Origin of the sequence: Deinococcus deserti VCD115, assembly GCF_000020685.1 — a bacterium.
In the GTDB taxonomy this organism is placed as follows: Bacteria; Deinococcota; Deinococci; order Deinococcales; family Deinococcaceae; genus Deinococcus; species Deinococcus deserti.
On the sequence record NC_012528.1, the window covers coordinates 32,314 to 57,773 of the forward strand.

Genomic DNA, 25,460 nt, shown 5'->3' on the forward strand with positions numbered 1-25,460 from the left:
TCCCGCGGAGCAGCCTAACGCTGCGTTATCCGGAAGCATTCAGTGTCAGTTGCCGTCCAGAAAAAAGCCTCCAGTATCGCTGGAGGCAGGGCATCCGACTTCACTCGGCCGGTGTGTTTTACAACTGGTGTCAGTGTGCTGGCTGCGTCGCCGAGCTTTCTGAACGGGATCTTGAGAAGGCTTCATTGAGACGTCTTCATTGGTCAGTGATGAAGTGGGAAGAATCTCGATTTGATTCTTCAGAGGGTTGGCCGAAGGTGCCCCGGCACATCGAACAACTAGCAAGAAGAATCGGGACAGACATGAAGATTACACCTCTGTGTCTTCGCTGAGAAATGAGCAACAGGTGTCATACACATGCTTTGTTAGAGAGTCGAAATTGAACCTGTACACTTTTATTAAGCTTCCCTCAACATCTTGCGGGTCGTTCCGTCTCGACTTTTCCTGCTCCCCAGGCTTCAGAGCCTGAGTCCATACCATTTGGAGTTCAAATGATCGAAGTGAAATGCACCTGGATCCCTGGCACCCTGGATATGCTTCAACTGCGCGCCGGTAACCGCCATGGTCGGCTTTCCGTCCATGAGCTGCGCCGGCGGTTCGGCATGGGCGCTATGAATTCGATGTACCTGATTGGTCGCTTTCAAACACTGGCAGAACCTGGCGCGCTCACCGGTTTGGCATTGAGCTGACGTACTGAAAATTGCGTGATGGCGCTGGGCCTGGAGGATTTCAGGCATTGGACGCGGCGAACCACCACAAGCGGACAGGATGCCCTGGCATACCGTTGTTGGGTATCCCGCCCGGTCTGCGCACTGAGGAGTTCATTTTTCGGCCCCTGCGTATCACTGATGCAGAATTGGATTTTGACGCTCTGACCGCTAGCCGCGAGGCGCTGCTCGTGTTCAGTGGTGGCCGCTGGCCGGCGGGGGGCTTTTCCCTATCCTGACCGTTGTATTTGGGACTGGCGTTCCGGCTTCTTGCTCGATCGTGAAGCTCTGCCGTTTACTGGAGATTTGATTGTGCCGCAGATTAGCGCAATGCGTCCGCATCAGCCTGTTTCAGAATTTTTGCATTTTCGGGAACCGTGACACCGTCCCGCAATGTCACATCAATCACCAGGGCGCCACTCCCGATTGTCACACCAGTACCGACCTTGCTGCGGAAAAGGACCGCGTCGTCTCCGATTGTCAGGTTGTCGCCCACCGTCAGGGGACCATGGAACACGATGTTGTCATCGGTATCAAGATTACGGCCAATCTGAATGCTGGTGCCTTTGAGTGCGTGGAAGGTGACCCGGTCCTCAATTTCCGCACGCTCTCCGATAATGATTGGTGCTCCTTCATCCGCGCGTATGGAGGTCCGGCGGCCTACCACACTGTTGGCCCCCAGCCGGACATCACCGACCAGGCGCGCAAACTCTTCCAGCCTGACATTGGCACTCAGAGTTGGGCGTATCGCGCGCGGGTTGAACGACGTCTTGGGATTGGCACTGACCCCCGAGACCGCATCGAAGCCTCCTTCTAGGTATAGCTCAACGTAGTGCTCGGCAAATTCCTCGTTGACCTCCAGAACTTCCTCCTGGAACTCCGAGTTGGCCGCGGCCTTGAGGGGCAGGGCATTCGCTTGAGCCTGGGTGGTGATCGCCGCACCGGTAGGCACCAGCCTGTCGCGGGGAATGCGCACGTTCCGAACGACCGCACCATGCAGTACGAATACGCCGTCTTCGAGCACACTGTTTTCAATCCGGGACCGGAACCCTACGAAGGTAAAGTTCCCGATGACGCTGTTTTTGATGACGGCCTGGTGTGCGATGCTCACGCGGTCCCGGACGGTCGTGGCGCGTGGAGCGCAGCCACCAGCGGGCAAAGGTTGATTGCGTAGGGCGAGCAGGAGAATATTGTCCTGCAGATTAGTATCGCTGCCAATGCAAATGCTCTGCCCGGGGTCAGCACGCACGACGGTATTAGCGGCCACGAAGCTGTGCTGGCCCACGCTAATGGTGCCGAAATACTCAGAAAGAGGTGAAAGGAAACTCCGGTTGATCACCGTAGGGGGCGTCGAGGTGAAGCGGGCGAGTGCTCCTTTGACGCCTTCACTACCGCCAGCGAGCGCTGCAGTAAGCAATGTACATCCACCTAAACCAAGGACCCACTTCCATGACTGCTTGCGCATAGTGCCTCCAGGAATTGTTGGTGCGATACCTGTTGACCTTAACGCCCAGCCGAAAGAAGCGGCCTCCATTCACTCTGCGGATTGCCTCATGAAGGTTCGATGGGAGAGGTCCAGGCAGAATGCCGGTTCGTTTGGGTGCTCTGGAATTGGAAAAAATTCCGATATCGAATAATGGCGGACATATGGGAATAAGCCATTGATTATGAGGTGAGGTGGGCCGCTTCTTCCTTTGTTCTGATTGCTCAAGCTTGTTCGCCTACCCTTGGAGTATGTCGGTACATCCCAGTCGGCGCAAGCAATGGATTTTTCTCCCCATCCTGTGGCTCAGCTCTTTCGCGTTGGCAGAGGTGCAGTTGGTGCCTGTTCCTGCGAGTGATGTCACACGGCTCCTTGTCAAGATATATTCCGCCCGCAAGGTCCCAGCAGACATGACATTTGTTGCATTGTTGCTTCGTCAGCAGCCGTCTCTCGCTCAGCGCATCAATTCCATGGAAATCGACGTCGAATCGAGAACGATCCGCATCGGTGTTTCAGAGCCGTTACTGCTGAAAAATGACCCGGTCCTGGATTCCTTGCGGGAATATGCGCATGCACTCAACATTTCTATGGATGTGACGGCCGTAAGATATTTTCGTTTTTGATGATGCGTACTGTGCCGCATTCCTGCCGTTCTCAACCGTTGATGCTTAGAAAATTACGATTAGCGGTTGAGTCAAGGGTTTGGGACAATAACAATGACGTGTTGATGCGAATCACGACAATCTGAAATGAGGAACATGGGTGAGAAAACCACTCTATGAATCAATTCCAGCCAGCCCTCATAGAGGAGAAGGCCGGACGAGCAACGAAACCCACGGAGTCTGCCGGGCATATCGGAACACTCAGGGACATGATCTACAGGTCTTCTCCGCGCTTTAGAACGGCATGTCTCAGTTCCCGCCATGGCCGAGGGCGACCCGTTGCTCGGTATCAGCGTACCCGGTACCCCATCGGAACCCCGAACGCTGTGTGCCAGGTGTCGAGTCGTACATCAGGCGACATGGCAACAAGCGTTTATATCCGATCGGCTGAGGGTTTTCTGACTTTGCTGCCACCGTGCAGGCGACGGCCGGGACGGGCTCCCGTAGTAAGTCCAGCCCTCACGACCGGCTGGCCATTCACCCAGACATGATGTACCCCTTCAGACAGGTGCCCAGGTTCCAGGAAGGTGGCACGGTCCCTGATTTCGTGTGGGTCAAAGACGACCACGTCTGCGAACGCGCCTGTGCGCAGTTCACCCCGGCCGGCCAGACGAAGGTGCCGGGCTGGCAGGCTGGTCATCCGGCGCACCCCCTCTTCAAGGCTCATCAGTCCTCTGTCGCGCACGTAATAACCCAGAAAGCGTGCAAAATTTCCACATGCCCGGGGATGCAGCCCCAGCGCGTCGCGGCTTGACCGTGACGGGTCGAAGCCCTGGGCATCAGATCCGGGCATGACCCAGGGCTCCAGGAGCTGACGCTCGATGTTGTCCTCGCTCATCAGGTCGAAGGCCGTGAAGATCCGCCCAGGCTCCTTCAGGATCAGTTCTATCGCCGTGTCAATCCAGTCGAGACCTAATGCTTCTGAGATCTTGACCAGGCTCTGACCGTTGAATTGCAGATGGTTGGGCAGCCTGAGTCCCAGAGGCGTCACACTTGCCGGGCCGTTCAGACTTCCCAGCGGCTCCCAGGTGCCATCCGGCGTCTGCACTGCCTGATAAATTTGCGCCCGCTCCCGGGGATCTGCCAGGCGGTCTTTGAGCCTGTCATCCGTGCTGGCCCACGGAGGCAGCACAGATGACAACCCGGTCCCTGCTGAAGTGTAGAGGTACATATCAGCGTACACCTCAGTACCGAGGGTCCGTATCCCATTGATGCGCTGAAGAAGCTGGGCCATTTTTGGCCACGATGAGCGTCCTGCAGCCTTCAGGTGATACAGATGCAGGCGTGCTCCCGAGCGATGACAGATCTCCAGCGCTTCATCCAGAGCCTCAAGTATGCTGTCGTCTTCCGCTCGGAGATGCGTACTGTAGATGCCTCCATACCGAGCGACCTCCCCGCACAGGACCGTCAGTTCGTCAGTGTCTGCAAAACTGCCGGGTGGATATTCCAGGGCAGTTGCCAGCCCGAATGCTCCGTCTTCCATGGACTCCCGAACTATTCGCCGCATGGAGTCGAGCTCCTCTGGGGTACTGGGCCCAGCAGCATGCCCACGCACACAAAGCCGGACCGTAGTTCCGCCGAGGAATGAACCAAAGTTCACTGAAGCCCCCACGCCTTCCTGTGCGCTCATCCAGTCGCCAAATCGCGTCCAGTTCCTGGCCCGGTTCTCCCAGCTTTTCTCCCCTCCAGGGCACCCATGCAGGCGAAAGGGCTCAGTATTTGCCCCCCAGACCGGAGCTGGCGTCCAGCCTTCACCCATGATCTCTGTCGTAATTCCTTGGGTGATCTTAGACACGGACCGTCCGTCCTCCAGGAGGGTGGAGACCGAGTGGCTCATCACATCGATAAAACCAGGAGCGACCACCAGGCCATCGGCCTGGATCACCTCCGCCGCCGTTTCATCCGCAGCTCCGGGCAAAGCGATTTGAGTGATCCGATGGTCGTCCATACGCAGGTCTGCCGGAAATCGGGAGGCTCCGGTGCCGTCGATCAATACACCACCTTTAATCACGAAGGCACACATGGTTGTTCCTCCTCATTTCAGGAGTGAAGCACATCCGCTGACAGGAGCCGCGGTATTGGCGCCTGGTCCGTGAAAGGGTCCTGGGGTCGTTGTGCCCCGCGGTGAAAACCCCGTCAACCACCTCGCCTGAAGCACGTGTACTCATAGGCATTGAGCATCGGGTTTACCCTGAATCCTTGCGCACTGCTGCAGACATTCGCTCGGCGTGCAGAGATTTCTTGCTCTGCTGGTCTAACAGCGGCGTTTTCTGCTCTTCGCCGCTTCCATGAAGCTGAGCACCGCTGTCCAATACCGTTCAGTGACCACCGGTTCGGTCGTTTTGGCCGGGTCAAGATTTACAGCGCCACGCAGCCCGAAACCTGGCGGAACATACTGCCGTTTGCATGCCGAGGCGGTGGCGTTCAACAGTTCCCGTGCGGCCTGTACCTCGAACGGATCATCGCTGCTGGTGACGAACAGTGGAACGTGCATCCGCCGCGCAGCAGCCAGGGCGTCTGTTTCAAACAGGTCGCCCCGATAAGGACTGAAGGCCAGCACGCCTGCCAGCTCCGGACGCTGAGCCGCGAACGGAATCAGCAAAGTTCCGCTCGCGCCGCTTCCTAATGCGAAGACTGAAGCGTTCGGGTACGTGCGCTTGAGCCACCGCCACGCCACGTCCAGGTCACTCAGTGCACTGCGTTCCGTCAGGATCCGGGTGCCCAGCCCTGCGACAGTGGGGTTGTTGTGGCCGTCGTACCGGCCACCCGAGCGTTGGTCCAGCGCGAGCGACGCGTACCCTTCGCGGGCCAGACGCCCGACAATCCCCCTGAACTCATGTCTGTTCTGCCCCGGGGCATGAAGAAGGAGAACTGCACCACGCGGATGGGTTACCGCCGTATGCTCCGCATGGAGTGTGAGACCGTCAGGCGCTCTGAGCTGGACTGGCGCAGCGAGAGCCACCGAGATGATCAGCAGATGCAGCAGAGCAGACATACGCACGGTGCCTCCAGTGGCTTGACGGTGAGGAGGACAAAGCTGTTCCCATGATGCGCTTCAGCAGGCGCACGCATGGTGAGGTGCGTGCGCCTGGCTGTCCACTTTCTCTGTGTGGCGCTTGCGCATACAACCGGTCATTGGTTGTCTGGCCAGAAGCAGGCGACACACGGGCCCGGTCCAAGTGGACAAGCCTCATTCGGTTTTTCCAGAGCACAGATAGACTCACCCTAAGCACCAGGCAGGTAAAAGGGGGAGTCGTGCGGAAAAAGCTGCCGCTGGACACGCCAGGGATGAACTTGATCCGGTCATGGTGGTAACGGTGCTGCTGACGCCACAGGATCAAATGCCCTGTCCACTGGCCCAGGCTTTACGAAAAGCTTGTCAGGATGTTCCCTCAGTCATGGTCGGTGCAGCCGTGCGCTGTGTTGGAGAATGACTCTCCTGGTATACGAGGCCGTGTCCCCCGAGAGGACGCGTGACGAACCGCTCGCCGAAGCCGGTAATAAGAGGTCGCCCTTGCTGAATGGCCTGGCGCACTGAGGGAAGAGCCAAAGACGCCTGATGACTTGCCTCGCTGTCCCAGACTTCTGTCACCCACAAGGCTTTGTCGTCGTCAGGATCCTGAGCCACCACGTAACTCAGGCACCCGGGCATCCCGGTGGTCCCTTCCAGCAGAATTGACGCGAGCGCATCTCTCTGGCCAGGTAATACCTGGATTTTTCCAATCAGACCGTACATGTGGGACCTCCGTTGCGGCTCTTGAACAGCCTGGCCATCTTCGCTTTACACTACTGCCCACCCGCGTGTCTGCTGCCCGAACGCCCCTTACGCTACAGGAACAGGTGCTGCAGTGCGTAAGCAGCTCAGCACACAATGCTCTGCCCGGCTCACGCGGCGGCATGCCTGCCGACATGCCGGTCAGCCAGTGGGAAATGGCGGGTCAAGAGCTGCGTCCGTGAATTATGGTCTGTGTGGCCAGCTGTGCGGCACCCCGGCAAATTCCCCCAGGAAAAACGCACGAGCAGTATGAGCAGACTGTCGCCGAAAGCTCTTCAGACCTATCACGGAGTCTGGCCAGGTTTTGTTTGCAACCTGCGCTGTCGCTGCCCCGCGTTTTTCGGTATGGGGGCAACCGGCCAGTCCCACGTGTGTCCGGGGCTTCGTCAAGGACCACCTTGTAGGGCAGAAGATCTACGCTGGTTTTCCCGGCGCGACTGGGCGAGGTCGGCTGGGTGCCGATTCGCGCTCAGTCAGGAACGCTGCTGAGCCAATACGAGCAACGCCGCCTCAACAACGTGAGGGTCAAACCGACGGCCAGCCTGCAGGCGAAGTTCTTCAATCGCGGCGTCCACCGTCCAGGCGTGTTTGTAGGGCCGCGAACGGGTCAAGGCGTCAAACACGTCAACCACGGTGAAGATGCGTGCTGCCAGCGGGATCATGTCCCCCGCCAACTGGTCCGGGTATCCGGTGCCGTCCCACCGCTCGTGATGATGCCGGATCACCGCCCTTGCACCTGGCAGCACAGTCGGAATCCGGCTCATCAGTTCATCCCCGACCACCGTATGACGCTGCATCAGCTGCCTCTGTGCGGCATTCAGTTTTCCCGGTTTCAACAAAATGTCATCAGGAATAGCCAGCTTGCCGATGTCATGAAGGTACGCGCCGACCCGCAGATCATCCAACTGCTCGGCGGTCAGTCCGAGCGCCTGTCCCACTTGAACGGCCAGGACAACCACACGTTCGGTATGTCCCGCCGTCTCGAAATCCCGCAGCTCCAGCGACAGGCCAAGTGCCATCAAGGCGCCTTCACGGGTAGCTTCAATATCCGCCAAATGTGCTTCCCGGTTCAGTACCTGCCCGATCAGTTCAGCTGAACGGTTCATCAGTGCTTCAGCTGTGCGCGGCAGCGCTTCGAGCGGGCGGAGCCACACCAGAAAGACCTTGCCAATCCGGCGTCCCCGCTCCATGACGGGTACCTCTACCACCCCGTGGACGCCCGCGCTCACCATTTCCGGGAGCGCGCCAGGAAGTTCTGGATAGCAGGACGTGGCCCTGCCCTGCTCCCCGGTGAACGGGGGCATACCGGCCGATCCATCCAATAACCTGGCGGCTGCCTTCAGGAAATCTTCTGCCCCTTCGCCCACAGTGATCTCAAGCCCGCGCTCAGGACAGGTAAACAGCGCCAGGTCAGCTTCCAGAAAGGTTTTACAGACGCTCAGGCATTCCCGCGCGATCGTGCCCACGTCATCCGCGAGCCCCACATGGCGCGCCAGTTCCGCCAGCATGCGCAGTTCCTCGGTCCGCCGTTGTTCTTCAACGGTCACCCGGAGGCGCTCAAACGCTGTCACGCCAGCCGACGCCAATGCCCCCAACAGGCGTCCATCGAGGGGGCTGAAGGATTGAGACGCGGGTCGTACGGCCAGGATCACGCCGATGGGAACGTCAGCAGTCCGGATCAGTGGCGCTGCCAGCAGCGTCCCGTCCGGCAGGGCGCCAGGAGTGTGCACCCGCGGATCCTGGTCGAGACGCTCGACGTGAAGGACCTTTCCAGAGTGAATCGCATGCCAGGAAATGCCCTGACCCTCGGGAATGACCTGATACGGGAAGTGCTCGTACACCCCGGAAGGCGAAACCAGTCGAAGGACCATGTCTCTGTGGTCATACCTGGCGAAGGCCACGTGCGCTGTCCGGAGGAGTTCCTTGGTTTCCTGTACAAGAATCCGTTCCAGTTCTTCGGGTTCCTGAACAAGCCCAAGGGCAGCATTGGCCTGGGCCAGGACTTCGAGTTCCTGGGTGCGGTTGACTTCCCGCGCGCGCCGGTCGTGCGAAGCCACAATGGCCGCCGCCTGCCGTGCGAATTCTTCTGCAATATTGAGTTCATACGGCTCAAAAGCCTGCTCGGAACGAAGGTTGTCCAGGTTAATGGTGGCGACCACCTGACCCGACACCATCACCGGGACGCACAAGGACGCCTGAATATGATCGAGCCCGCCAAGGTCGTCGAATAAGGCGATGTCCGCGTTGCCGGCCGGCCACTGCGGGATTGGGTGAGCTGCCGCACGTATTGCAGGAGAGCCTCGCAAAACCCGTGCCTCCCCCAACGCCCAGTTCTTTTCAGTGCCGTACCAGAGGCCCATTCCCTCCGCCGGGTGCCCGACCCCGATCAGGGCTTCGGAATAGCCGACTTGTGCGCGCATGACAAACAAGGAGCCCTCCCGCACATACATGGATCCTGCCTCAGCGCTGGGAAGGGCCGTCACCGCGGCCTGCAGAAATGCCTGCCAGCCGGCCCGATCGATCAGGCCATCTGTACTGATCAGGGCGGATGTTGCGCGGAGCGCTTGCCACATCATCTCTGCGGACAAGTGCGTGTCGGTTTCGGACTGGTGTGGTCCCTGAAAGGTCCGGACCGCCCGGTGCGCTGCTTTGTCACGCAGCATGCGGCGATCTGCCAGGCGGAGCAGGTCATTTGGCGCGGACGCATCCTGAGGAAAGGTAACTGCGCCCATGGACGCCCGGAGGGATGGGTACCCCTGGAGGCCGACCTGGCGGTGAACGCGGTGCATCATTTCACGCAGCCGGGCTGGACCGAAGTGCCCGGTCTGGAGAAGCACCGCAAATTCGTCCCCGCCCTGCCGGTATGCCTGCCCGTGCGGACCAAAGACCTCCTGTAAGGCGCTGGCAAAGCACTGGAGCAGGTGGTCCCCCTGGGCGTGTCCGGCCAGGTCGTTGACGGTTTTCAAGTCATCCACGTCCAGCAGCAGGAGTTGAAAACCCTGGGGCTGTTCTGTCGCCCGTTCAAACGCCTCCTCGAATGCCCGGCGGCTGGGAAGGCTCGTCAGTACATCCTGGTAGGCTTTGGTGCGGAGCTCTGCTGTTCGCTCGGTCACACGCCGCTCCAGGTCTTCATTTGCATTCCGGAGCGAGTCTTCAAGCTGTTTGCGAGCAGTGATATCGACAAAGGAGATGGCCATGCCGTCCTCGTGGGAAGCGGCCGAGATCTCGAACCATGCGCCGGTTTCTGGAGTGTGCACCTCAAACTGCAGAGTGCTTGTGCCCGGAACAGCCTGTAACCGGTCTTTGAGGTGCAGTCCAGTCAGCCGGTGAAGGAAAGGCCAGACCGGCTGTCCCAGGACCTCGTCCGGCGCCCGTCCGAACATGCGGGCTGCCACAGCGTTGATGTATACGAATCTCCACGCTGGGTCCAAGGCGATAAATGCACTGGGCAGGCTTTCCAGGATGCTGCTGGTGCGGCGCGCCTGACGCACCAGTTGCTCCTCAAGGTTCCGATGTGCGGAGATGTCACGACTGATGCCCAGCACGCCTGCCAGTTCTCCGTTCACGATATACGGGTGCTTGGTGGTTTGCATAACCGTCGTGCGGTCAGGGAACGGCACTTCATACGTCACAGGCTGCCTCGTAAGCATTACCTGCTGGTCCATGGCGTGGATGCGCTCGGCCTGCCCGGGAAACAGGTCGGCGTCGACTGCCCCGTATGCCTGGTCAGCATCCTGCTTCACAAAGCTGAGGGCAGCGGGGTTGAACATCCTGTAGCGCCCGTTGAGGTCTTTCAGATAAATCGGCTCGGAAATGGTCTCCAGCACGGTCCGCAGCCGCGTCTCACTTTCAAGCAGTGCGGCTTCATCTCGTTTCTGGCGAGTAATGTTCTGGACGCAACCCACAAAGCACAGCACCTGGCCCGCTGCATCCAGTTGCGGCTGACCCTGCGCACGGAGCCAGGTCACCTCGCCTGTCGCAGAGACTACCCGGTAATCCTCAGCGTAGGCTCTACGGCTATCAATCGCCTCGTGCAGCTGGCGAACGGTCCGCTCCCGGTCCTCCGGATGAATCAACCGGGCCCAGTCCTCGATGGTGTCCGGCATGCCGATATGCGTGAGTCCGAGGTCCTCAGCACTTCCTCCGAGGCTGAAACGCTGGCTGGAAGGATGGAATACCCAGCTGATGGTTTGTGTCAGTGCAAGGGTACGCTGAAGCCGGTGCTGCTGGAGGGTCAGGTCGAGCCGTCCGTTGTGGAGGTTGATCGCCTCACCCGCAAGGTCAGCGAGTCCGCGGAGGGTGTCCTGATCAAAAGGAGACAGCGGCGGGCGTGTCTGCTGGTGAAGCAGAATCAAGGAACCTGTGTGGGTGCCGTCGGGCGTGGTCACCGCCACTGCCGCGTACGACCGCATGGCGTCAGGGCCCGTAGCCAGAGGATGATCTCTGGTATGCGGGTCCAGAGTCAGGTTATTGATGTCGGCGGCACGCTGCCCAGGAATTATCAGGCTCTGAGCGGTCTCCAGGAGGTGGCGTGATACGTCTCCCTTGAGGCTGAAGGCCGCCATGATCTGCTGGTCGGACAGCCGGCTGATAAAGGCGACGGAGGCGCCCAAAAGCCTGGCAGCCAGCCACGTAATCCTGTCCAGACCCGGTGGATGCTCAGGCTCACAGAGATCAGGCATGGGGGAAAGCTGCCACGGTTGACGGTTATGATCAGTCACGGCTTCACCGCTCTTTCCAGCAGCCTGGGTCACGCAGGGCCTGTCCTGACAAGGTGCCCTGACGTTGACCTCCTATGCGTCGCCACATTTCCTGCAGTGTATCTCCTTGGATCTCCTGCGCTGGGGATTCACGCTGCCGGGCTTCCATGTACCAGCGGGGTCTCGCACTGGCTGCCAACGGGGGGCTACCGCCTGGACCAGGCAGGCCAAGGATGAGGAAATGCGCGGGCCGTGGATGGAGGTGATCACAGTCTCAGGGCTGGCGAATCCAAGGTTGATTCAGCTGTCCGTGCAGATAGCTCGGCCTGCAGCGGTTTTAACCACGATTGTCGCTGGTATGGCAGACAATAGAGGCTTTTGATCGGGTGTCGAGCCATCAGGAGCGGCGATTGGACGCGAAGGTCCTGCAGCAAAAGCACGGGCTAACCTGCTGGTTCACGGGGGCCCGGTGGTTGAGGGGCAGCGGTGCCCTGGCCAGGCCCCCGGCGGAAACTCAGGTACGCGCCCCGAACTTGACCTTGACGGTATTCGCATAATTGGCGCGGAGTCCGGCATTGAAGATCAATTTAATCTGGCCTTGCTGATCAAACACAAACTCCACCGCGGCGGTGCCGTCCCTGAACAGCAAAGGCTTCCCGTGCTCCCCGTCGGTGGCCACGTCGAGCATGGCATTGAAGGTGCCGACCATCGCCACGACTGCCTGCTGCAGTTCGGTGCTCGCTGCGTCCAGGAGCTCATCTGGCAAGGTGAGCGAAAGGTTGATGGTCTGAGTCATTGATTCTTTGGCGCCAGCCGAGACCTCAATGTCACTCAGCCATGGCACTTTCAGGCTGAACCCTGCACCCTGCTCCTGGAGAGTTTTGAGAGTCAGGTCAACCTGTGTGATGGGTGTACGCTGGTTGCTCACGTCCCAGAGTGCTCGTTTCACAGCCTTCACGACTTCCAGCGGTTCATATCCGTTCACTGCCAACCTCCGAGTGCCAGATGGTAAAAAGGCACTTCATCAGAAACACAGCCGGAGCGCGGAAACAAGGGGGCAGCAATACAGGCATCAACCTTACCCACGGTCCTGCACTACCGCGGCGCGGCAGCACATAGAAATACCCGCCAAGCCTATGTGGTCGGCGGGGACAGCGGTAAAGCTCTGGCGATCAGATGGCGTTGACAGTACTGATGGGTTCTACGGCCATGACGACAGGCAACGCTTCAACGGAGCCCACATGCGCCTGGTCCACATGTCCTGAGACCAGCGAGTAGCTTTTCAGGTACCGGGTGTCGACTTCGCGGACACCAGCGCGGTGCAGTTCCTCGAGGACGCTGTCGGCCTGGGCATCGACTTCCGCTTCGTTCAGATTGAGGGTGATATGCACGAGCATGAGGGAGCCTCCTGCCCGCAGTGTACGTATTCTTCCTGGCAACATCGTGATGCGGTACTCAGGGAGCCTGGACAATGCCCGTCCCGACGTCGTCGGCACTTAAGGCTGCTACAGTCCGCGCACGTTCTGTCAGGAGTTTCCACAGCGTCCGGCCCGTATTGGCTGGGTTCTGCTCAACATACAGGGCGGCAACTCCCGCGACGTGCGGCGTGGCCATACTGGTGCCGCTGGAGCGCTGCACGGTGGCGCCAGGCCAGGCGCTGAGGACGCCGACGCCAGGGGCGGCGATGTCCACCACACCGATGGCGTCCATCGTGGGGTTGGAAAATGCAGCAATGCGGTCATGGTGATCTACGGCGGCGACCCCCATGATGGACGGACAGGCAGCCGGATTGCGGACTGGGCGCACGTAATGGGGGCGGGCGCTGTCGTTTCCAGCGGCGGCCACCAGCAGGATGCCCCGGTCGAGCAAGCGGCTGGCGATGGTTTCGTACCGTGCACTGAAGGAGCTGCCAGGGGTGCGGGGCGAGCCCAGACTCATCGAAATGATCTCTGCGCCCAGGTTGGCAGCCCAGTTGATGGCATCAACTATTTCGGCGTCGGTGCCGGTTCCCTTTCTGTTGAGCACTTTCGCGATAAGTAGCGTTGCCTCTGGCGCTACGCCGTAGCGTATGCCGCCTGCTGGTGTGGCAGAACCGGCAATGATGCCGGCGCAGTGCGTGCCATGCCCGTTTTGATCCTGCACGTCAGGTTCCCCTGGAACGTAACTGATGGTGTTTCCGGGCAGAATGTTCAGGTCGGGATGTTGGAGGTCCACGCCGGTATCCAGCACGGCAACCCGTACGCCGTTCCCGGTCAGCTCTGAGGTGTGCGGGTTCAACCCAATCTGATGGAAAGTGCCTTCTGCAGGCAGGTCGGTTCCTTCAAATACCTGACGTTCAGGAATGCTCCGTTCTTCGTTGGGCGCAACCGTGATGATGTTGCCCAACACACGCAGCTGCCAGATCTGATGCGGCGTGAGTGTGGCGACTGCGACGCCCAGCTGCAGGTAGATGCGGGCGTGGGTGCCGTTGGCCGCGCTGAGGATGGTGCGGTTGATGCTCTGGGCTCCAGCGTCCGCACCGGGTAGAGGCACTGCTTCCAGGATTGAGGCGAGGACATCAGCATTTTCAGGGGTGACATCGCGGAAGACGATGATATGTGCCGGCTGCTCCAGTGTCAGGCTTTGAGGGTCCATACAACTCCTTCTGGGGTAGGGGTCTCCCGGCAGACGCTTCGTGACCAGGGCGCTGGTGGGAGTGAAACCACGCGTCACCATAGATCTTGCACCAGCCCGGCGGCGTAATGTGCTTGTGCTGTGTTTTTGGCGTCCTGATAGAGCATTTGCGTGCCGAGAGGAACTCTGGCAGGTAAATGCACACGGGCAACCAGGACGCGGCGGTTCAACTGATGTGTGCACGGATTTGTCATGCGTGTGGATGTCACATCAGCCGCAGGTGGTCAGTCGCGCCATGTCGTCCACGTCGGACCCGGTCGTCGGATCGACCGGCCGGACTCCTGTTCGGCGCCCTGCATGTTGATCCAGAGGTGTTCGCCGCGCCTTATCTCCCCGAACAGATGACGGCGGTCGCTACGGGTCACCTGCCGGACGGCTCGTGTCACCTGTGACAGCCTGAAGATTCTTTGTACCGGCTGTAGGTTCCCGCAAGTCAGGCCACTGACGCGTTGGTGGTCGGCTCAGGGCGACTCTGCACATTTTGCCAGAGGCTCAAGCGCGTGGAAGGTGACTTGCCACGTGCGGCCGCGTGATGCAGCGTTTCGTGGTGCACGCAGACGCAGGTATTTCTGCGCTGCTCCTGCATGGGCGCCCAGTATACTTTGCTTCCATATGTTCCGACCCCTGCCGCTGGCAGTTCTGGCTCTGGCAGGCGTCGCCTGCGCCGCAGCTCCTCCCGTGAAGTTCACCCTGGCCACGCCTCCTGGCACAAAGTCCCTGGTCATGGTCACGCACCCGGCACTGGCCCTCAAGTACAACGTCACCGCGGGCCCCGGCAGCACGGATCCAAAAGCGGAATTTACGTTCGAGGTGAACCCGGACGGTTGCTTGGGCTATGAGTATTTCGCCCGGCCTGGGTTTGGGTCTTTTTACGGCCGCAAGGACCTGTGCGGGTTCTCTCCGAAGACCTTCAAAATCAAAGTGGTGAATGCCGCCCCCAAACTCGGGCAGTGGACAGTCGTGGCGTACCTCACAAACGCCAGAGGACAGTCGGTGCCGCTGCAACTGCTGGCCAGTGTGACCCCCTGGTCTTCTGCCGCGCGACCCACCGTGAAACAAATTACCCCACCCCTGAGACCCTGAAACTCTTTTCCTGCAGACAGGAATCCGCCTCACGACGTGCCGGAGGCTCTGATCGCGCGATGCTTCCGGGAGCGCGGCAGGTGGAGCAGAGTCCTGGAGTGATTCATAAACAGGGCCCCGATCCCTTACAGGAGGACCTGGGTGGCCTCTGCAACGGCTACAGCCGAACGCGCGAACGGTCGAATCCTCAGGGTGCCTGACCTGGCGGAAGGGACGTACTGTGTGCCGGACAGCTCAGCAGGTTCTGTAGCGCGGCTGAACATGGGGTCAGGCTCCCAGGGAACCTCCGTTGTCATTTAGTCGGAAGGAAGACGGTCCGTTCATGCTGCTGTCCGGGTCAAGTGCCCGTGCGGTAAGCACAGGAACAGGAGATTCACGTACGATCCGCTGGGCGACCGATCCAAACATCAACCGCTCCACACCGCCGCGCCCGGCAGTCCCCAACGCGATCAGGCCATACATGCCACTGCGAGCGCGCTCCAGAGCGACTTCTGCTGGGTCGCCCTCCACGATTTCTCCTCCGCCAAGTGTGGCGAGTTGCTCACGTGCTTCCTGGATCCACTCGCGGTTGCGGGCGATGAGTGAAGAGGCCGTGATGGCGCGGCCCGCTGGTGGCAACGAGACAGGTGCCGTCAGTGCGGTAGGTGAGACGACGTGCATCAGGTGCACCTCTGCGCCAGGAAAGTACTGCTGAACTGCGCCGTATGCCCTGTTCGCGGCCGATGAAAAATCGGTCATGACCAGTATTCGGCTGGTCGGCTCAGGCTCACCGTGACGAACGGTGATGACCGGTAGAGCGGATTCGCGCACCACCCTTTCAGCAATGGAACCGAGCAGTGCACGGGCCAGGCCGCGCCTGCCACTGGTGCCCATCACCACCAGGTCGAACTCCTGGGTGAAGGTGCGGCGCACAATCTCACTGGCCGGATCACTTCCGCTCACCACCTCCCCGTTCCCTAGCGCACTCAACTGTTGCTCTGCTTCACGGTGTGCCGGTTCGCCAGTGCCAATCATGATCACAGGGCCCCCCAGGGACGACACGGTCTGGGGGGCCGCAGGCAGCACATGCAACAGGTGGCATGGTGCAGTGGGGAAGAACCTGCGTGCCGTCGTGAGGGCAGGCGACGCCATGTCGAGGGTCTCCACAGGTATGAGAACGCGCGGGATCATCATGTGACCTCCTGGAATTGCAATGAACGGCTCGGGATCATCGCCCGCCGGCCAGAAAAGCGCTGCCGGCCGGAAGCCACGGTTGGCAGCCTCCAAAAAGCAACGGCGGAGACCAGTGACTGACTCCGCCGCGTCAGCGTATGAGCGCTGAATCCCGGAAGCCCTTTCAGGCCTCCTACTTCATATTCAGCGTATACCTGTACCGGTCACTGAGCGATGTACGTTTTTTTAGTGTCGCTTCAGGAACAGCTCAAGAGTGTGAGAGATCTCCGGTCTTCTGATGCCGTGTGAGGGGAAAGCCGGACACCATCCTGAGGCACCGTCTGTCAGCCGCCTGAACTGGACTCAGAGGCCCCCGTACAGTGGCGGTCAGATCCGTCCAAGCAAGGCACGCAGAATGCGGCGTTCGGCTGGGGTCAGGCCACCTAGGAGCCGCTCCTCGTTCGCCACATGAGCCGTCAGCAAGCTGTCCACGACCTGGCGTCCCTCGGCTGTGAGCTGCGCCCGCACGGTGCGCCGGTCCTGAGTGTCTGCCTGTCTCGCCACCCATCCCCGCCTCTCCAGTCCGTCCATTCGTTTTGTGATGGCAGGAGGCGTGATGGCCATCAGCCCGGCGAGATCTCCCAGGGTCAGGCCCTCTGGCGGAGCCGAGCGCCGCAGGGTCGCCAGCAGGTCGAACGCTGAGGGGGTGAGGTCATGTTGCGCGAAAAAGTCCTCCAACGCTGCCTGGAGCAGGCTTGAGGTTCGCTGCACGGCAATGACAGTCAGCATGGGTTCCGGGTCCACGTCAGGCCGGGCGGCCCGCCAGTCCCGTTCAATCCGGTTCAGCAGGGCGGGAGTGTCCATGAATTCCTCACTCGGCATCTTTACCCCTTCGCCTGCTCACGGTCCCGCGCCAGCAGCGCTACCGCGCCCAACAGCAGGGCCGCGCTGAGCAGGGCAGCCAGAGTAGGGCGCTGGGAGGGCTGGCCCAACCACCCCACGGTCCCGATGAGGAGGGCCCCCAGCACCTGCCCGAGGGTGACAGCGACGGTGCTCAGACCTACGCCCAGCCGCGCGGCCCCAATGAGGCTCAGCGTCACGTAAGTCGCGCCCAGCAGTCCACCGCACAGCATCCAAAGTGGGGGCAGGGCGCTTGGGCGTGTGCCGTCGACCCCCAGGAGCCAGAGACCCAGCAGCAGCGCCGCCCCGACCATGAAATTGACAAGAGTAGCGGCCAGCGGCGAACCCAGAGCCCGGGCCAGGCGAAGATTAAACGCTAGCCCGGCGGACAGGCCAATGCCCGCGCCCAACGTGCCCAGCAGAACGGCAAAGGTCATCCTGTCCCCCACAGGCGCAGGCTGAGAGCCCCCAGGGCGAGCAACACAGCCAGGAGCCGGGTCCGGTTGATCCTTCGTCGCTGAAGACCAAGCGCGCCGAAATGGTCAAGCAGAATGGCTGTCACGATTTGTGCAGCAATCACCAGGGTTGTGGCCAATGCAGCCCCGAGCATTCGGGTGAGCAGCACGCTGCCGACGACGTACGCGCTGCCAACTATCCCACCCAGCCAGGCCCACCGCGGAGCCTGGTGCGCAGCAGCCCAGTCTGGAGTGAGCCGCTGCGCCTTCAGCAGCAGGAAAAGAAACAGAGCTCCCTCCAGGTAGGACGTGGCAGCTGTCAGGGTAAGCGGCCATTGCCCGGCGAGGGCGCCGTTCGTGGCGAATTGCGCCGGAAGAAGGCTGCCCGCGAACACGGCGAGGACCAGTGGAAATGTCTGCTGAGGGATGGAAGGGATAGCCATGACGCTCCTTTATTTCACTAGTAAAATGTTTACTGGTGAAATAGTCAAGCCTGGCGCTTATGCCTGTTGTCTCCAGGCCTCGGCGTATGAAGGCCGCCCCCAGACACATCTGAGCGTTACCGTCACGACGAGCAGGCAGGAGCGTGCTTTAAGGCGTCACACGCCCCAGTACCTTGAGACGATCGTCCTGAAAACGCACGATGATTCCTTCACCCGAGGCGGGCACAATACCTGTGAGCGCCGTAATGTTGACCTGGTGCGTTACCACGACAAGGACGCCCGGCCCCTTCCACCGTGCCAGCACGCCGCGCGCTGCGCGAGTCTGCGCGGGTTCCTGCGCGCTGTTGTCGAAGAAGGAGTTGAACGCCGCTTCGTTATGCACCTTGCCCGGAAATGCAAGCGAGGCCGTTTCGCGCGCTCGGCACCATCGAGAACTCAGCACCCGCGTCACCGTGACACGCCGCTCGCGGAACGCGCGACCGATACGGCGGGCCTGCGCGCGTCCCTCGGCATTCAGGTTGCGTTGTGTACGGCAGTCATTCAAACGAAAGCCAGGCGGGTCACCTGTGCCGGGCGCTAGGGCGTGCCGGAAGAGCACGACCGCGCCATCTGTCAGGGCATTCCACTGGCTCTGTGCCTTGGCAGTGGAGAGGGCGCACAGACCAAGAGTGATCAGCCACCTCGTGAGGGTTTCTCGCTTCCGTGTCATAAGGCCTCCGGCGGGCTTGAAACAGGTCAAGGTCCTGATGCCTCTATTGACGGTTTACTCCTGGATGAAAAGCTTGCTGCAGCCCCATCACATTCATGATCCTTCAGGACCGGATGTCATCGGGGCGATTGAGTTCGAGGAGCCTGTCCGTGCGTTTAGGGCCATTGAGTTCATCAAGCAGCGCTGCGGGGTACACAGGAAAAGCATTCCCCCACCACTGCTCAACCGGAGTGCTCCAGACGCGCCAGCCCACGCCCGGCACATTTTTTGCCACATACCGCGCTTCAGATTTTTTCATGGAGAAGATCAGCTTAATTCACCGGCGACCTGCCAACCTAAAGCTCCCCTTCACTGAGCTTTTACTTCGGTTCCGGCGGAGCTGTACCAGGGGAGCCACCGGTAGTGGGTGGCAGCGTTCATCCAGCAGATGATGAAGGCGTTACACGTGTAGAACACTGCTCTGGCAGTTCCGAACTCCAAGTATCAGAACCGGGAGAGCGGCAGATGCCAGGAAGGGCGGCGCCGGGAAATGTCACGATGCTGAATATGCCTATGGAAATTGAACGGAAGTTCCTGGTCCGAGCGGACGTCTGGGCTGCAACGGTAAAGCCTGAAGGCTCTGAGTTGCGTCAGGGCTACCTCAGTACGGACCCGGCGCGGACGGTGCGGGTCCGTGTGGCGAACACGCAGGCGTGGCTGACCATCAAAGGAAAGACGCAGGGTGTGAGCCGGGCGGAGTTCGAGTATGCCTTGCCGGTGGACGATGCCCGGCAACTGCTCACCCTGAGCGTCAGTCAGCTTCATAAGACCCGGTACCGTATGCCCGTGGGGGTACACACCTGGGATGTGGACGTGTTCCATGGCCCGCTGAGTGGGTTGATTCTGGCAGAGGTGGAACTGCGCGCCGAGGATGAGCAGTTCGAGCCTCCCTTGTGGGTGGGCGTGGAGGTGAGTGCAGACGCGCGCTATTACAACAGTGCACTGAGCGGCGCTCAGCAGGTACCGGACCCGCCGGAGTTATAAGCGGCGCGTCGTGCCTCTGACTTGCGGCGCGGACACATCAGAAGAAAAGAAGAGCCAGGCGTGCTTGCAGTCCATTCACTGGTCAGGGTATGTCAATAGCTGCCTTGGGGAGCACTGTCAAATGAGCGCGTCGCGATCTTCAGTGCGTGGTCCTGCCGCGCGCCGCTCCCGTGCGGAAAGTTGTTGTGTGGTCCTGGGAGCGAACTTTGCACAACGGTGCAGCAGGGCGGTGATGTGGAAGCCCGAAAAACATGTCAGGTCGCTAGTTGGCGTCATTTCCAGAACCACAGGCCATTCGGACACGGCGCGGCGACGTGTGAACCTGCGGAGCGGTTTGCCTGTACCTTCTGGGATAACGTATTGATGGCTACATTGTCCGCCCACGACGACCTCCGTTGGCAAGCGCACGGCACTCAGACGGGCATATGATGCGTGGGCCGGGTGGTAAGGGGCACGAGATACGAGGCCGTGAAGGGGTTCCTACTGCGGACGGAAGACGTCGGTGCTGAGATACCGCAGACCGGAATCACACACGATGGTCGCCACGGTCGCGCCCTCGCCCAGACGTTCGGCGACGCGGAGTGCAGCCACCACATTGGCTCCGGTCGAGACCCCGGCGAACAGCCCTTCCTCGCGCGCCAGACGCCGCGCCATGTGTGTGGCCTCCTCCGTAGAGACTGTCTGTATCTCGCTGATTTCCTCGGGGTGCCACAAGGGGGGCAGGAACCCAATGCCAATTCCCTCGATCCGGTGCGCACCACTGGTTCCTCCAGAAAGCACTGCCGATTCGGCGGGTTCCACAGCCACCACCGTCACGTCTGCTCCCCGACGCCGAAGCTCGCGTGAAACGCCGTGAATGCTATGGGCCGTACCAACCGCGTGAACGAAGGCGTCCAGTGACCCTTCCGTCTGTTCCCACAGTTCACTGCCCAGCGCGTGGTACCCCTCAATGGCATCGTGATTGTTCAGCTGGTCGCACCACCAGTGCCCAGGCTGTCCTCCGAGTTCGTGGGAGACCCGGATCATCTCCTTGATCAGCTGTTGCGTGATCCTGCCCTGGTCACTGGGGACGAGGGTAATCTCAGCGCCGAAGGCCTGCATGGTGCGCAGCTTCTCCTGACTGAAAGCGTCGGAAAATACGACATGCAAGCGGTAGCCTCTGGCGGCACACACGAACGCCAGGGAAATACCGGTGGTGCCTGCCGTGTACTCGACCACAGTGCCCCCTGGAACCAGACGGCCGTCCTGCACGGCTGCGCTCACCGCCGCCTGTGCCATACGGTCTTTCATGCTTCCCGTCGGATTTGCTGGTTCGAACTTCGCCACAAGGCGGGCCGATCCCCGTGGAACGACATTCGTCAGTTCGATCAGTGGGGTGTGCCCTATGCCGCCCAGCGTGCCTGCCCGCAAGGGCGTCAGGTTCAAATCGGACCTGGTCATGGCTGCGAGCTCCTATAAAGACACATAGCTCCACGTTGGGGCCGGACTGAGGTGCCACATGCCTGGCGTCGTCCACCCCCGCGACTCCCGGAGGCACAGGCACCGTCTCGCCCGTGTATGCCAGTGTCGAGATGCGGTTGATCAGCCACGAAGACCGTCATATGTACCTCCTTGACGGCCAGTCTTCCTCCATTTTTTCCAGGAGCGCTCCGGTCTGGTCCCTTGGCCCCTTTCGCGCGCATTTTCAGCAGCGCGAATCTGAAGACTGGTGTGTTTCATCGTACCTCCACCGAAAGCCGAATAGGTAAGGTTGACGACGACCAGAACGATGTAGGAACGCAAGGGGTGAGGGCTCTGGTCATCCCTTGACTCTCCAGTTGATGGAGGGTCTACGGCAAAGGCAGGAGGGGCCCCTATGGATGCCAACCAGGCCCGATTCCTGCTCGAAGTCCAGCGCGTGAGTGCCCGGGTGGCCGCCGAGTGTTCGTATACCCCCACACCTTCACGGCAGCCGACAGTCCGAAGCATTTCCGTGAGGCACGCCATTGCCGTATGGCTGCGTCACCTGGCTTCGCGGGTTGACGTTCCATCTGCGCCACTGCCGGTATAACTGCTCCTGGCGTCTTCGGAGCCAGGAGGTGAGGCTCGCTTGTGAGGATGCGGTCAGGTCGTCATTCTCTGTGGCGACCCTCCTGTGAGCAGATCGAGATTGATGCGGAAGCTCGCGGCACGCAAAGAACGCTACCTGCAGTCTGCTGGGCGATCGGGCCGTTCCATACGCTGTCTTCTTGCCCTGGTAGCGGAAGGTGACAAATTCCTCCTGGTGGTGCAGTGGAGTAGCGGTGGTGTGTAGCGGAGGGCACATGTAATTAGCTCCACTGCGGCACAGCGCCTGGTACGACCCAGATCAATAGGGGGTCATCCTGTGCCTGGAGTTGTCGGGATCAGGGCTGCTGTTCGGCGTGTCCACATCACCTCATCCGGAGGTCAGTAGCTCGGCCGCTGACCCAGCGCGAACTGCACGTCCACGCGGTGCAAGCGGGTGCTGCCCTCCGTGGTGCCCAATTCAGGGCGCGGCATCAGGGAAAAAGTCGCGCGCCGCTCCTGCCCCCCCTGCCGCGCGGTCAGGCTGACGGTCCACTCTCCTTCCGGGGTCTGCTGCGGAGCACCCTGAGCCCAGCCCTGCGCCTGGAGTGCAGCGAGATAGTGCGTCAGCACCGTGTCCGGAGAATGCGGCGTGCGCACGGTGGCATAGGTGATGTAAAACGGACCGTTCGGGCCCTCACTGCCGTAACTGCTCCCGCTGGAGCCGACCCTGGCGCCGGGTGGCGAGGGAAGCGAGGGCAGGACCAGACCAGCGGCCCGCAGCTCGGCCAGGGGATCGCGTGCGGGAACATTGCGGCCCGGCGAGTAGAAGTTCCGAAGGTCCGGGTCTGTCCATTCCAGGTTGGCCGGGCAGGTCACACTGACCCCTTCGGACACGAAAAAGCGGTAGGCGACCTGACTGCCTCCAGGGGTAGGGGAGACCTGCATGGTAAGGCTGCCAGCTACGCCAGGTCTGCACTGGCTGGTCTGGTGGTTCGCACGATCGTCTGATCTCCAGTGTGACTTCGAAAGATGTCCTGAGTGGCGGTCGTATCGTACTGATCGCGCCACCCTTCCAGTGCAAGCGCCTTTGTTGCCGCTACCCGAACTGCTTCAGGAGTTGCCGTGGTGCGGACCACCACCAGGGTGGACCACGGCTGGACGACCGATCCGATCAATGTCTGCCCGGGCAACAGGGGCAGGCGGTACGGCAACATTGGCGGAAGCTGGCCAGGTCGGAAGGCGTCAGAACTGCCCACACCAGCGGCGGTCAGCAGAAGGACCCGCTCGGAATCGGTCAACTTTGAGAGGAGGTCAGGGCTGGCCGATTGTGCCAAAGCGACGGCACTGCCGAAAAGGCCCAGGGCAAGGATCCGCAGAAAAGGTTTCATGCTGCACTGTATGTGGTCCGGTCCGGTCGTGGGGGCGAATTTGTGGATCCCGGATGGAGCAGGCCTGACCTCATCCCGGCACGCGTCAGGCAGTCAAGGCGTTCGGGCACGGGTGGTATGGTTCTGTCGCTCCGGACCTGGCCCACAGCCACAAATTTTCCCGGCGAAGGCAACCTGAAAGAACAAGCCGCGCTCGAGAGTCTCACGGTATTGAGCGGTCCGGGCCAGTCGCCGCCGGGCGCTAACGGATCACAAGTCGGCGTCTACCAGCAGGACTAAACTCGTTTCACGATGAGCGTGCTTGAACGGGCGGCTCCTCTGGGGAAGCTACTCAGGCGGTCACGGGAAGCCGCCTCAGGTGAAGGCTGGTGGCAAAGCTGGTATGGAACAGTCGTGCTCCGGGAATGCGGCAATCGGACTGACGATAAGAGGACGTGCTGTTCGGCGCAGCGAACACCACGAATAGCCGCCTGACCGTTATCAACCGAATGCCTGCGTCCGCCCGTGCATGTCCGGCAGCCGGCACATGCTGATTCGCCCAGAATAGAAAGAGCTTTCGTGTACTCTGGATGACGAACATCAGGCGCCTCGCTGGAGTCTGACCTGCGCACGTTTCCTCGACCTCAGTCCAGGAGAAGATCATGCCAGAAAACGATCCGACAGCCACCGTCCGACGCATGTTCGCCGCCTTCGCCAGCGGCGACCTCGACGCGGTTCTGGAGACACTCCATGAAGACTCGCACTGGATTTACATCGGAGCGAACCCTGATCTGACCAAAGTAGAATTCCGCGGTAAAGCGGGGGTCAGGAGGTTCTTCGAACACATCCTCGAGAAGTACGAGATCACGGCGTTCACTCCCGACGAATGGATTGAGCAGGGTGACGCTGTGGTGGTCTTCGGGAGCGAAGAGGGCCGTATCCGCGCCACGGGCGCGCCGTTCCGACATGAATGGTCACAGAAGTACGTTGTGACGCACAACCTGATTTCCAGGATGACTGAATACAATATTCGGGTGGAGCCGAAAGGCTCAGCAGACTAAAGCCGTAGGGGTCTGCCGTACCAGAATGCTCGCGGTTGATCACGTGATGCGAGGCCCGGCACGTTGTCCGGATCAACGGTGTCCACGCCGGGTTCCGGAGGAGTTTTCCATTGATGCAGCCCGGTCAGGCCTGTTCCCAGGCCGTTAAGCTCGGAAGCGCGGAATCACGTCCTGCCCGAAGCGCCGCATCTCTTCAAGCTGTGGGCTGAACTGAAGCAACAGCAGGTCCACGCCAGCCGCTTCATACTCGCGGATGCGCGCCGCAATCTGCTCAGGGGTCCCGATCAGGCGGGGACGCAAGCCGCGGTTGCTCACGCTGTACTCTTCGAGACTTACCTGGCTCTCAAGCTGGCTGCCCCGGACGAAGTCCTGATACGACGCGTATGCCTGTGGGCTTTGCTGCACATCGGTGATGCGTGCCAGTTCGGCCTGTGCCTCTTCCTCAGTGTCACGGCAGATGACGTAAGCGGCCATCCCGAACTGCATGGGCGCGCCGCCCGACGTTTCACGCCGTGCGCGCAGATCGGCGATCTTTGCGGCGATGACTTCCGGCGGATCACCATGCATGACGTAAGCGTCGGACTTCTCCGAGATAAGCTGCTTGGCACGGGGCGACTCGCCGCCCATGTACACGGTGGGCAGCTGGGCCGGTTTGGGTTCCAGGTGGGTGCCTGAGAGCTGATACAACGCTCCAGCGTGGTCCACGACCGGCTCGGTGAGCAGCCGGCGCACGACGCTCAGCCACTCCTCGGTGCGCGTGTAGCGGTCGTCGTGCTGGTCAAACGGCATCCCGTACTGCCGCGCCTCGTCAGCCCACCAGCTGCTGACCACGTTCAGGCTGACGCGGCCCGGCGCGATGGTCTCCAGCGTGCTAATCGCCTTGGCGGTCAGGGCAGGAGCGTGATAGTTCGGGCGCACTGCCATCATCAGTTCCAGATTCTGCGTCACGGCGGCCACAGCGGGCGCCAGTGTCCAGGCGTCCAGGCTTGGCGCCTGTGGACCCTTGATGTCGTTGAGATTGAGTTCCGCAATCAGGCTGAGGTCAAAGCCCAGCTGTTCGGACTGCACGGCAACGTCGCGCACGTACGACCAGTCTGTGGTCATGTCCTCCTGTTCAACGTTGCGGAGCCAACCGCCAAAAATAGGCATCCAGTAACCAAAACGCATGACGTCTCCTTAAAGTGTCTGCCAAAAAGACAATCTCTTTCTGGCTGAGTGCAGTGGGTAGGTAAAAAGGGG

At 60.8% G+C, this 25,460-nt stretch carries 24 protein-coding genes; 6 read left to right on the plus strand and 18 right to left on the minus strand.

All coding sequences use genetic code 11. From position 1 onward, the window contains the following. The first annotated feature begins 491 nt into the window (after positions 1–491). A complete protein-coding gene (locus DEIDE_RS16145; RefSeq protein ID WP_041227995.1) occupies positions 492–689 on the plus strand; it encodes a hypothetical protein in 198 nt (65 codons plus the stop codon). A gap of 340 nt (positions 690–1,029) precedes the next feature. Here the strand turns inward: DEIDE_RS16145 and DEIDE_RS16150 are convergent, their stop codons facing one another. Then, a complete protein-coding gene (locus DEIDE_RS16150) occupies positions 1,030–2,172 on the minus strand; it encodes an LbetaH domain-containing protein (RefSeq protein WP_012694801.1) in 1,143 nt (380 codons plus the stop codon). 269 nt (positions 2,173–2,441) lie between these two features. Here DEIDE_RS16150 and DEIDE_RS16155 point away from each other — a divergent pair, with 269 nt between their 5' ends. Then, a complete protein-coding gene (locus DEIDE_RS16155; protein WP_012694802.1) occupies positions 2,442–2,813 on the plus strand; it encodes a hypothetical protein in 372 nt (123 codons plus the stop codon). A 412-nt stretch (positions 2,814–3,225) separates the two neighbouring features. Here DEIDE_RS16155 and DEIDE_RS16160 read toward each other — a convergent pair whose 3' ends face one another. From DEIDE_RS16160 to DEIDE_RS16190, 7 genes are all read right to left on the minus strand, one after another. Continuing rightward, entirely contained in the window at positions 3,226–4,875 is a 1,650-nt protein-coding gene (locus DEIDE_RS16160) for an N-acyl-D-amino-acid deacylase family protein (RefSeq protein WP_041227996.1), read from the minus strand. Between the two features lie 231 nt (positions 4,876–5,106). Further along, positions 5,107–5,847 (minus strand): alpha/beta hydrolase, encoded by a 741-nt coding sequence (locus DEIDE_RS16165; protein WP_242403032.1) that lies wholly within the window; start codon positions 5,845–5,847, stop codon positions 5,107–5,109. A gap of 384 nt (positions 5,848–6,231) precedes the next feature. Continuing rightward, entirely contained in the window at positions 6,232–6,588 is a 357-nt protein-coding gene (locus DEIDE_RS16170; RefSeq protein WP_012694805.1) for a putative quinol monooxygenase, read from the minus strand. A gap of 512 nt (positions 6,589–7,100) precedes the next feature. Then, positions 7,101–11,309, minus strand: coding sequence for an HD domain-containing phosphohydrolase (locus DEIDE_RS16175; protein ID WP_162485727.1), 4,209 nt, complete (start codon positions 11,307–11,309; stop codon positions 7,101–7,103). 532 nt (positions 11,310–11,841) lie between these two features. Further along, positions 11,842–12,312, minus strand: coding sequence for a hypothetical protein (locus DEIDE_RS16180; RefSeq protein WP_012694807.1), 471 nt, complete (start codon positions 12,310–12,312; stop codon positions 11,842–11,844). 187 nt (positions 12,313–12,499) lie between these two features. Continuing rightward, a complete protein-coding gene (locus DEIDE_RS16185) occupies positions 12,500–12,724 on the minus strand; it encodes a hypothetical protein (protein WP_012694808.1) in 225 nt (74 codons plus the stop codon). A gap of 58 nt (positions 12,725–12,782) precedes the next feature. Continuing rightward, a complete protein-coding gene (locus tag DEIDE_RS16190; protein ID WP_012694809.1) occupies positions 12,783–13,961 on the minus strand; it encodes a S8 family peptidase in 1,179 nt (392 codons plus the stop codon). 651 nt (positions 13,962–14,612) lie between these two features. Between DEIDE_RS16190 and DEIDE_RS16195 the strand changes: the two genes are divergently transcribed. Then, positions 14,613–15,083: a hypothetical protein gene (locus DEIDE_RS16195; protein WP_012694810.1), complete on the plus strand. Its 471-nt coding sequence runs from the start codon at positions 14,613–14,615 to the stop codon at positions 15,081–15,083. 267 nt (positions 15,084–15,350) lie between these two features. On the opposite strand, the gene DEIDE_RS16200 is transcribed toward DEIDE_RS16195, so the two are convergent. The 6 genes from DEIDE_RS16200 to DEIDE_RS18765 form a co-directional block, all read right to left on the minus strand. Further along, positions 15,351–16,256 carry a universal stress protein gene (locus DEIDE_RS16200; RefSeq protein WP_012694812.1) on the minus strand — a complete coding sequence of 302 codons (906 nt, stop codon included), beginning with the start codon at positions 16,254–16,256 and terminating at the stop codon, positions 15,351–15,353. 366 nt (positions 16,257–16,622) lie between these two features. Then, positions 16,623–17,099 carry a MarR family winged helix-turn-helix transcriptional regulator gene (locus tag DEIDE_RS16205; protein ID WP_041228144.1) on the minus strand — a complete coding sequence of 159 codons (477 nt, stop codon included), beginning with the start codon at positions 17,097–17,099 and terminating at the stop codon, positions 16,623–16,625. Between the two features lie 20 nt (positions 17,100–17,119). Continuing rightward, positions 17,120–17,572 carry a DMT family transporter gene (locus tag DEIDE_RS16210; protein WP_012694814.1) on the minus strand — a complete coding sequence of 151 codons (453 nt, stop codon included), beginning with the start codon at positions 17,570–17,572 and terminating at the stop codon, positions 17,120–17,122. Next, a complete protein-coding gene (locus tag DEIDE_RS16215) occupies positions 17,569–18,033 on the minus strand; it encodes a DMT family transporter (protein WP_012694815.1) in 465 nt (154 codons plus the stop codon). The genes DEIDE_RS16210 and DEIDE_RS16215 overlap by 4 nt, the downstream gene beginning before the upstream one ends. Before the next feature lie 148 nt (positions 18,034–18,181). Continuing rightward, positions 18,182–18,742 carry a histidine phosphatase family protein gene (locus DEIDE_RS16220; protein ID WP_012694816.1) on the minus strand — a complete coding sequence of 187 codons (561 nt, stop codon included), beginning with the start codon at positions 18,740–18,742 and terminating at the stop codon, positions 18,182–18,184. Positions 18,743–18,845: 103 nt separating this feature from the next. Beyond that, on the minus strand, positions 18,846–19,040 hold the full coding sequence (locus DEIDE_RS18765) for a hypothetical protein (RefSeq protein WP_083764311.1): 195 nt from the start codon (positions 19,038–19,040) through the stop codon (positions 18,846–18,848). Between the two features lie 248 nt (positions 19,041–19,288). On the opposite strand from DEIDE_RS18765, the gene DEIDE_RS16225 reads away from it, so the two are divergent. Next, the gene (locus DEIDE_RS16225) at positions 19,289–19,765 is read left to right on the plus strand and encodes a CYTH domain-containing protein (protein ID WP_012694817.1); all 477 of its coding nucleotides are present in this window, start codon (positions 19,289–19,291) and stop codon (positions 19,763–19,765) included. A 480-nt stretch (positions 19,766–20,245) separates the two neighbouring features. On the opposite strand, the gene DEIDE_RS16230 is transcribed toward DEIDE_RS16225, so the two are convergent. Beyond that, the gene (locus DEIDE_RS16230; protein ID WP_049760565.1) at positions 20,246–21,205 is read right to left on the minus strand and encodes a PLP-dependent cysteine synthase family protein; all 960 of its coding nucleotides are present in this window, start codon (positions 21,203–21,205) and stop codon (positions 20,246–20,248) included. A 415-nt stretch (positions 21,206–21,620) separates the two neighbouring features. On the opposite strand from DEIDE_RS16230, the gene DEIDE_RS16235 reads away from it, so the two are divergent. Then, positions 21,621–21,815: a hypothetical protein gene (locus DEIDE_RS16235; protein ID WP_041227998.1), complete on the plus strand. Its 195-nt coding sequence runs from the start codon at positions 21,621–21,623 to the stop codon at positions 21,813–21,815. A gap of 377 nt (positions 21,816–22,192) precedes the next feature. Here DEIDE_RS16235 and DEIDE_RS16240 read toward each other — a convergent pair whose 3' ends face one another. After that, a complete protein-coding gene (locus tag DEIDE_RS16240; protein ID WP_041227999.1) occupies positions 22,193–22,738 on the minus strand; it encodes a hypothetical protein in 546 nt (181 codons plus the stop codon). Between the two features lie 14 nt (positions 22,739–22,752). Then, the gene (locus tag DEIDE_RS16245) at positions 22,753–23,181 is read right to left on the minus strand and encodes a hypothetical protein (protein ID WP_012694820.1); all 429 of its coding nucleotides are present in this window, start codon (positions 23,179–23,181) and stop codon (positions 22,753–22,755) included. 641 nt (positions 23,182–23,822) lie between these two features. On the opposite strand from DEIDE_RS16245, the gene DEIDE_RS16255 reads away from it, so the two are divergent. Continuing rightward, complete coding sequence (locus tag DEIDE_RS16255; RefSeq protein ID WP_012694821.1) at positions 23,823–24,221, plus strand: nuclear transport factor 2 family protein; 399 nt, start codon at positions 23,823–23,825, stop codon at positions 24,219–24,221. Positions 24,222–24,365: 144 nt separating this feature from the next. On the opposite strand, the gene DEIDE_RS16260 is transcribed toward DEIDE_RS16255, so the two are convergent. Then, positions 24,366–25,388, minus strand: a complete 1,023-nt coding sequence (locus DEIDE_RS16260; protein ID WP_012694822.1) for an LLM class flavin-dependent oxidoreductase — start codon at positions 25,386–25,388, stop codon at positions 24,366–24,368. Positions 25,389–25,460: the final 72 nt, after the last annotated feature.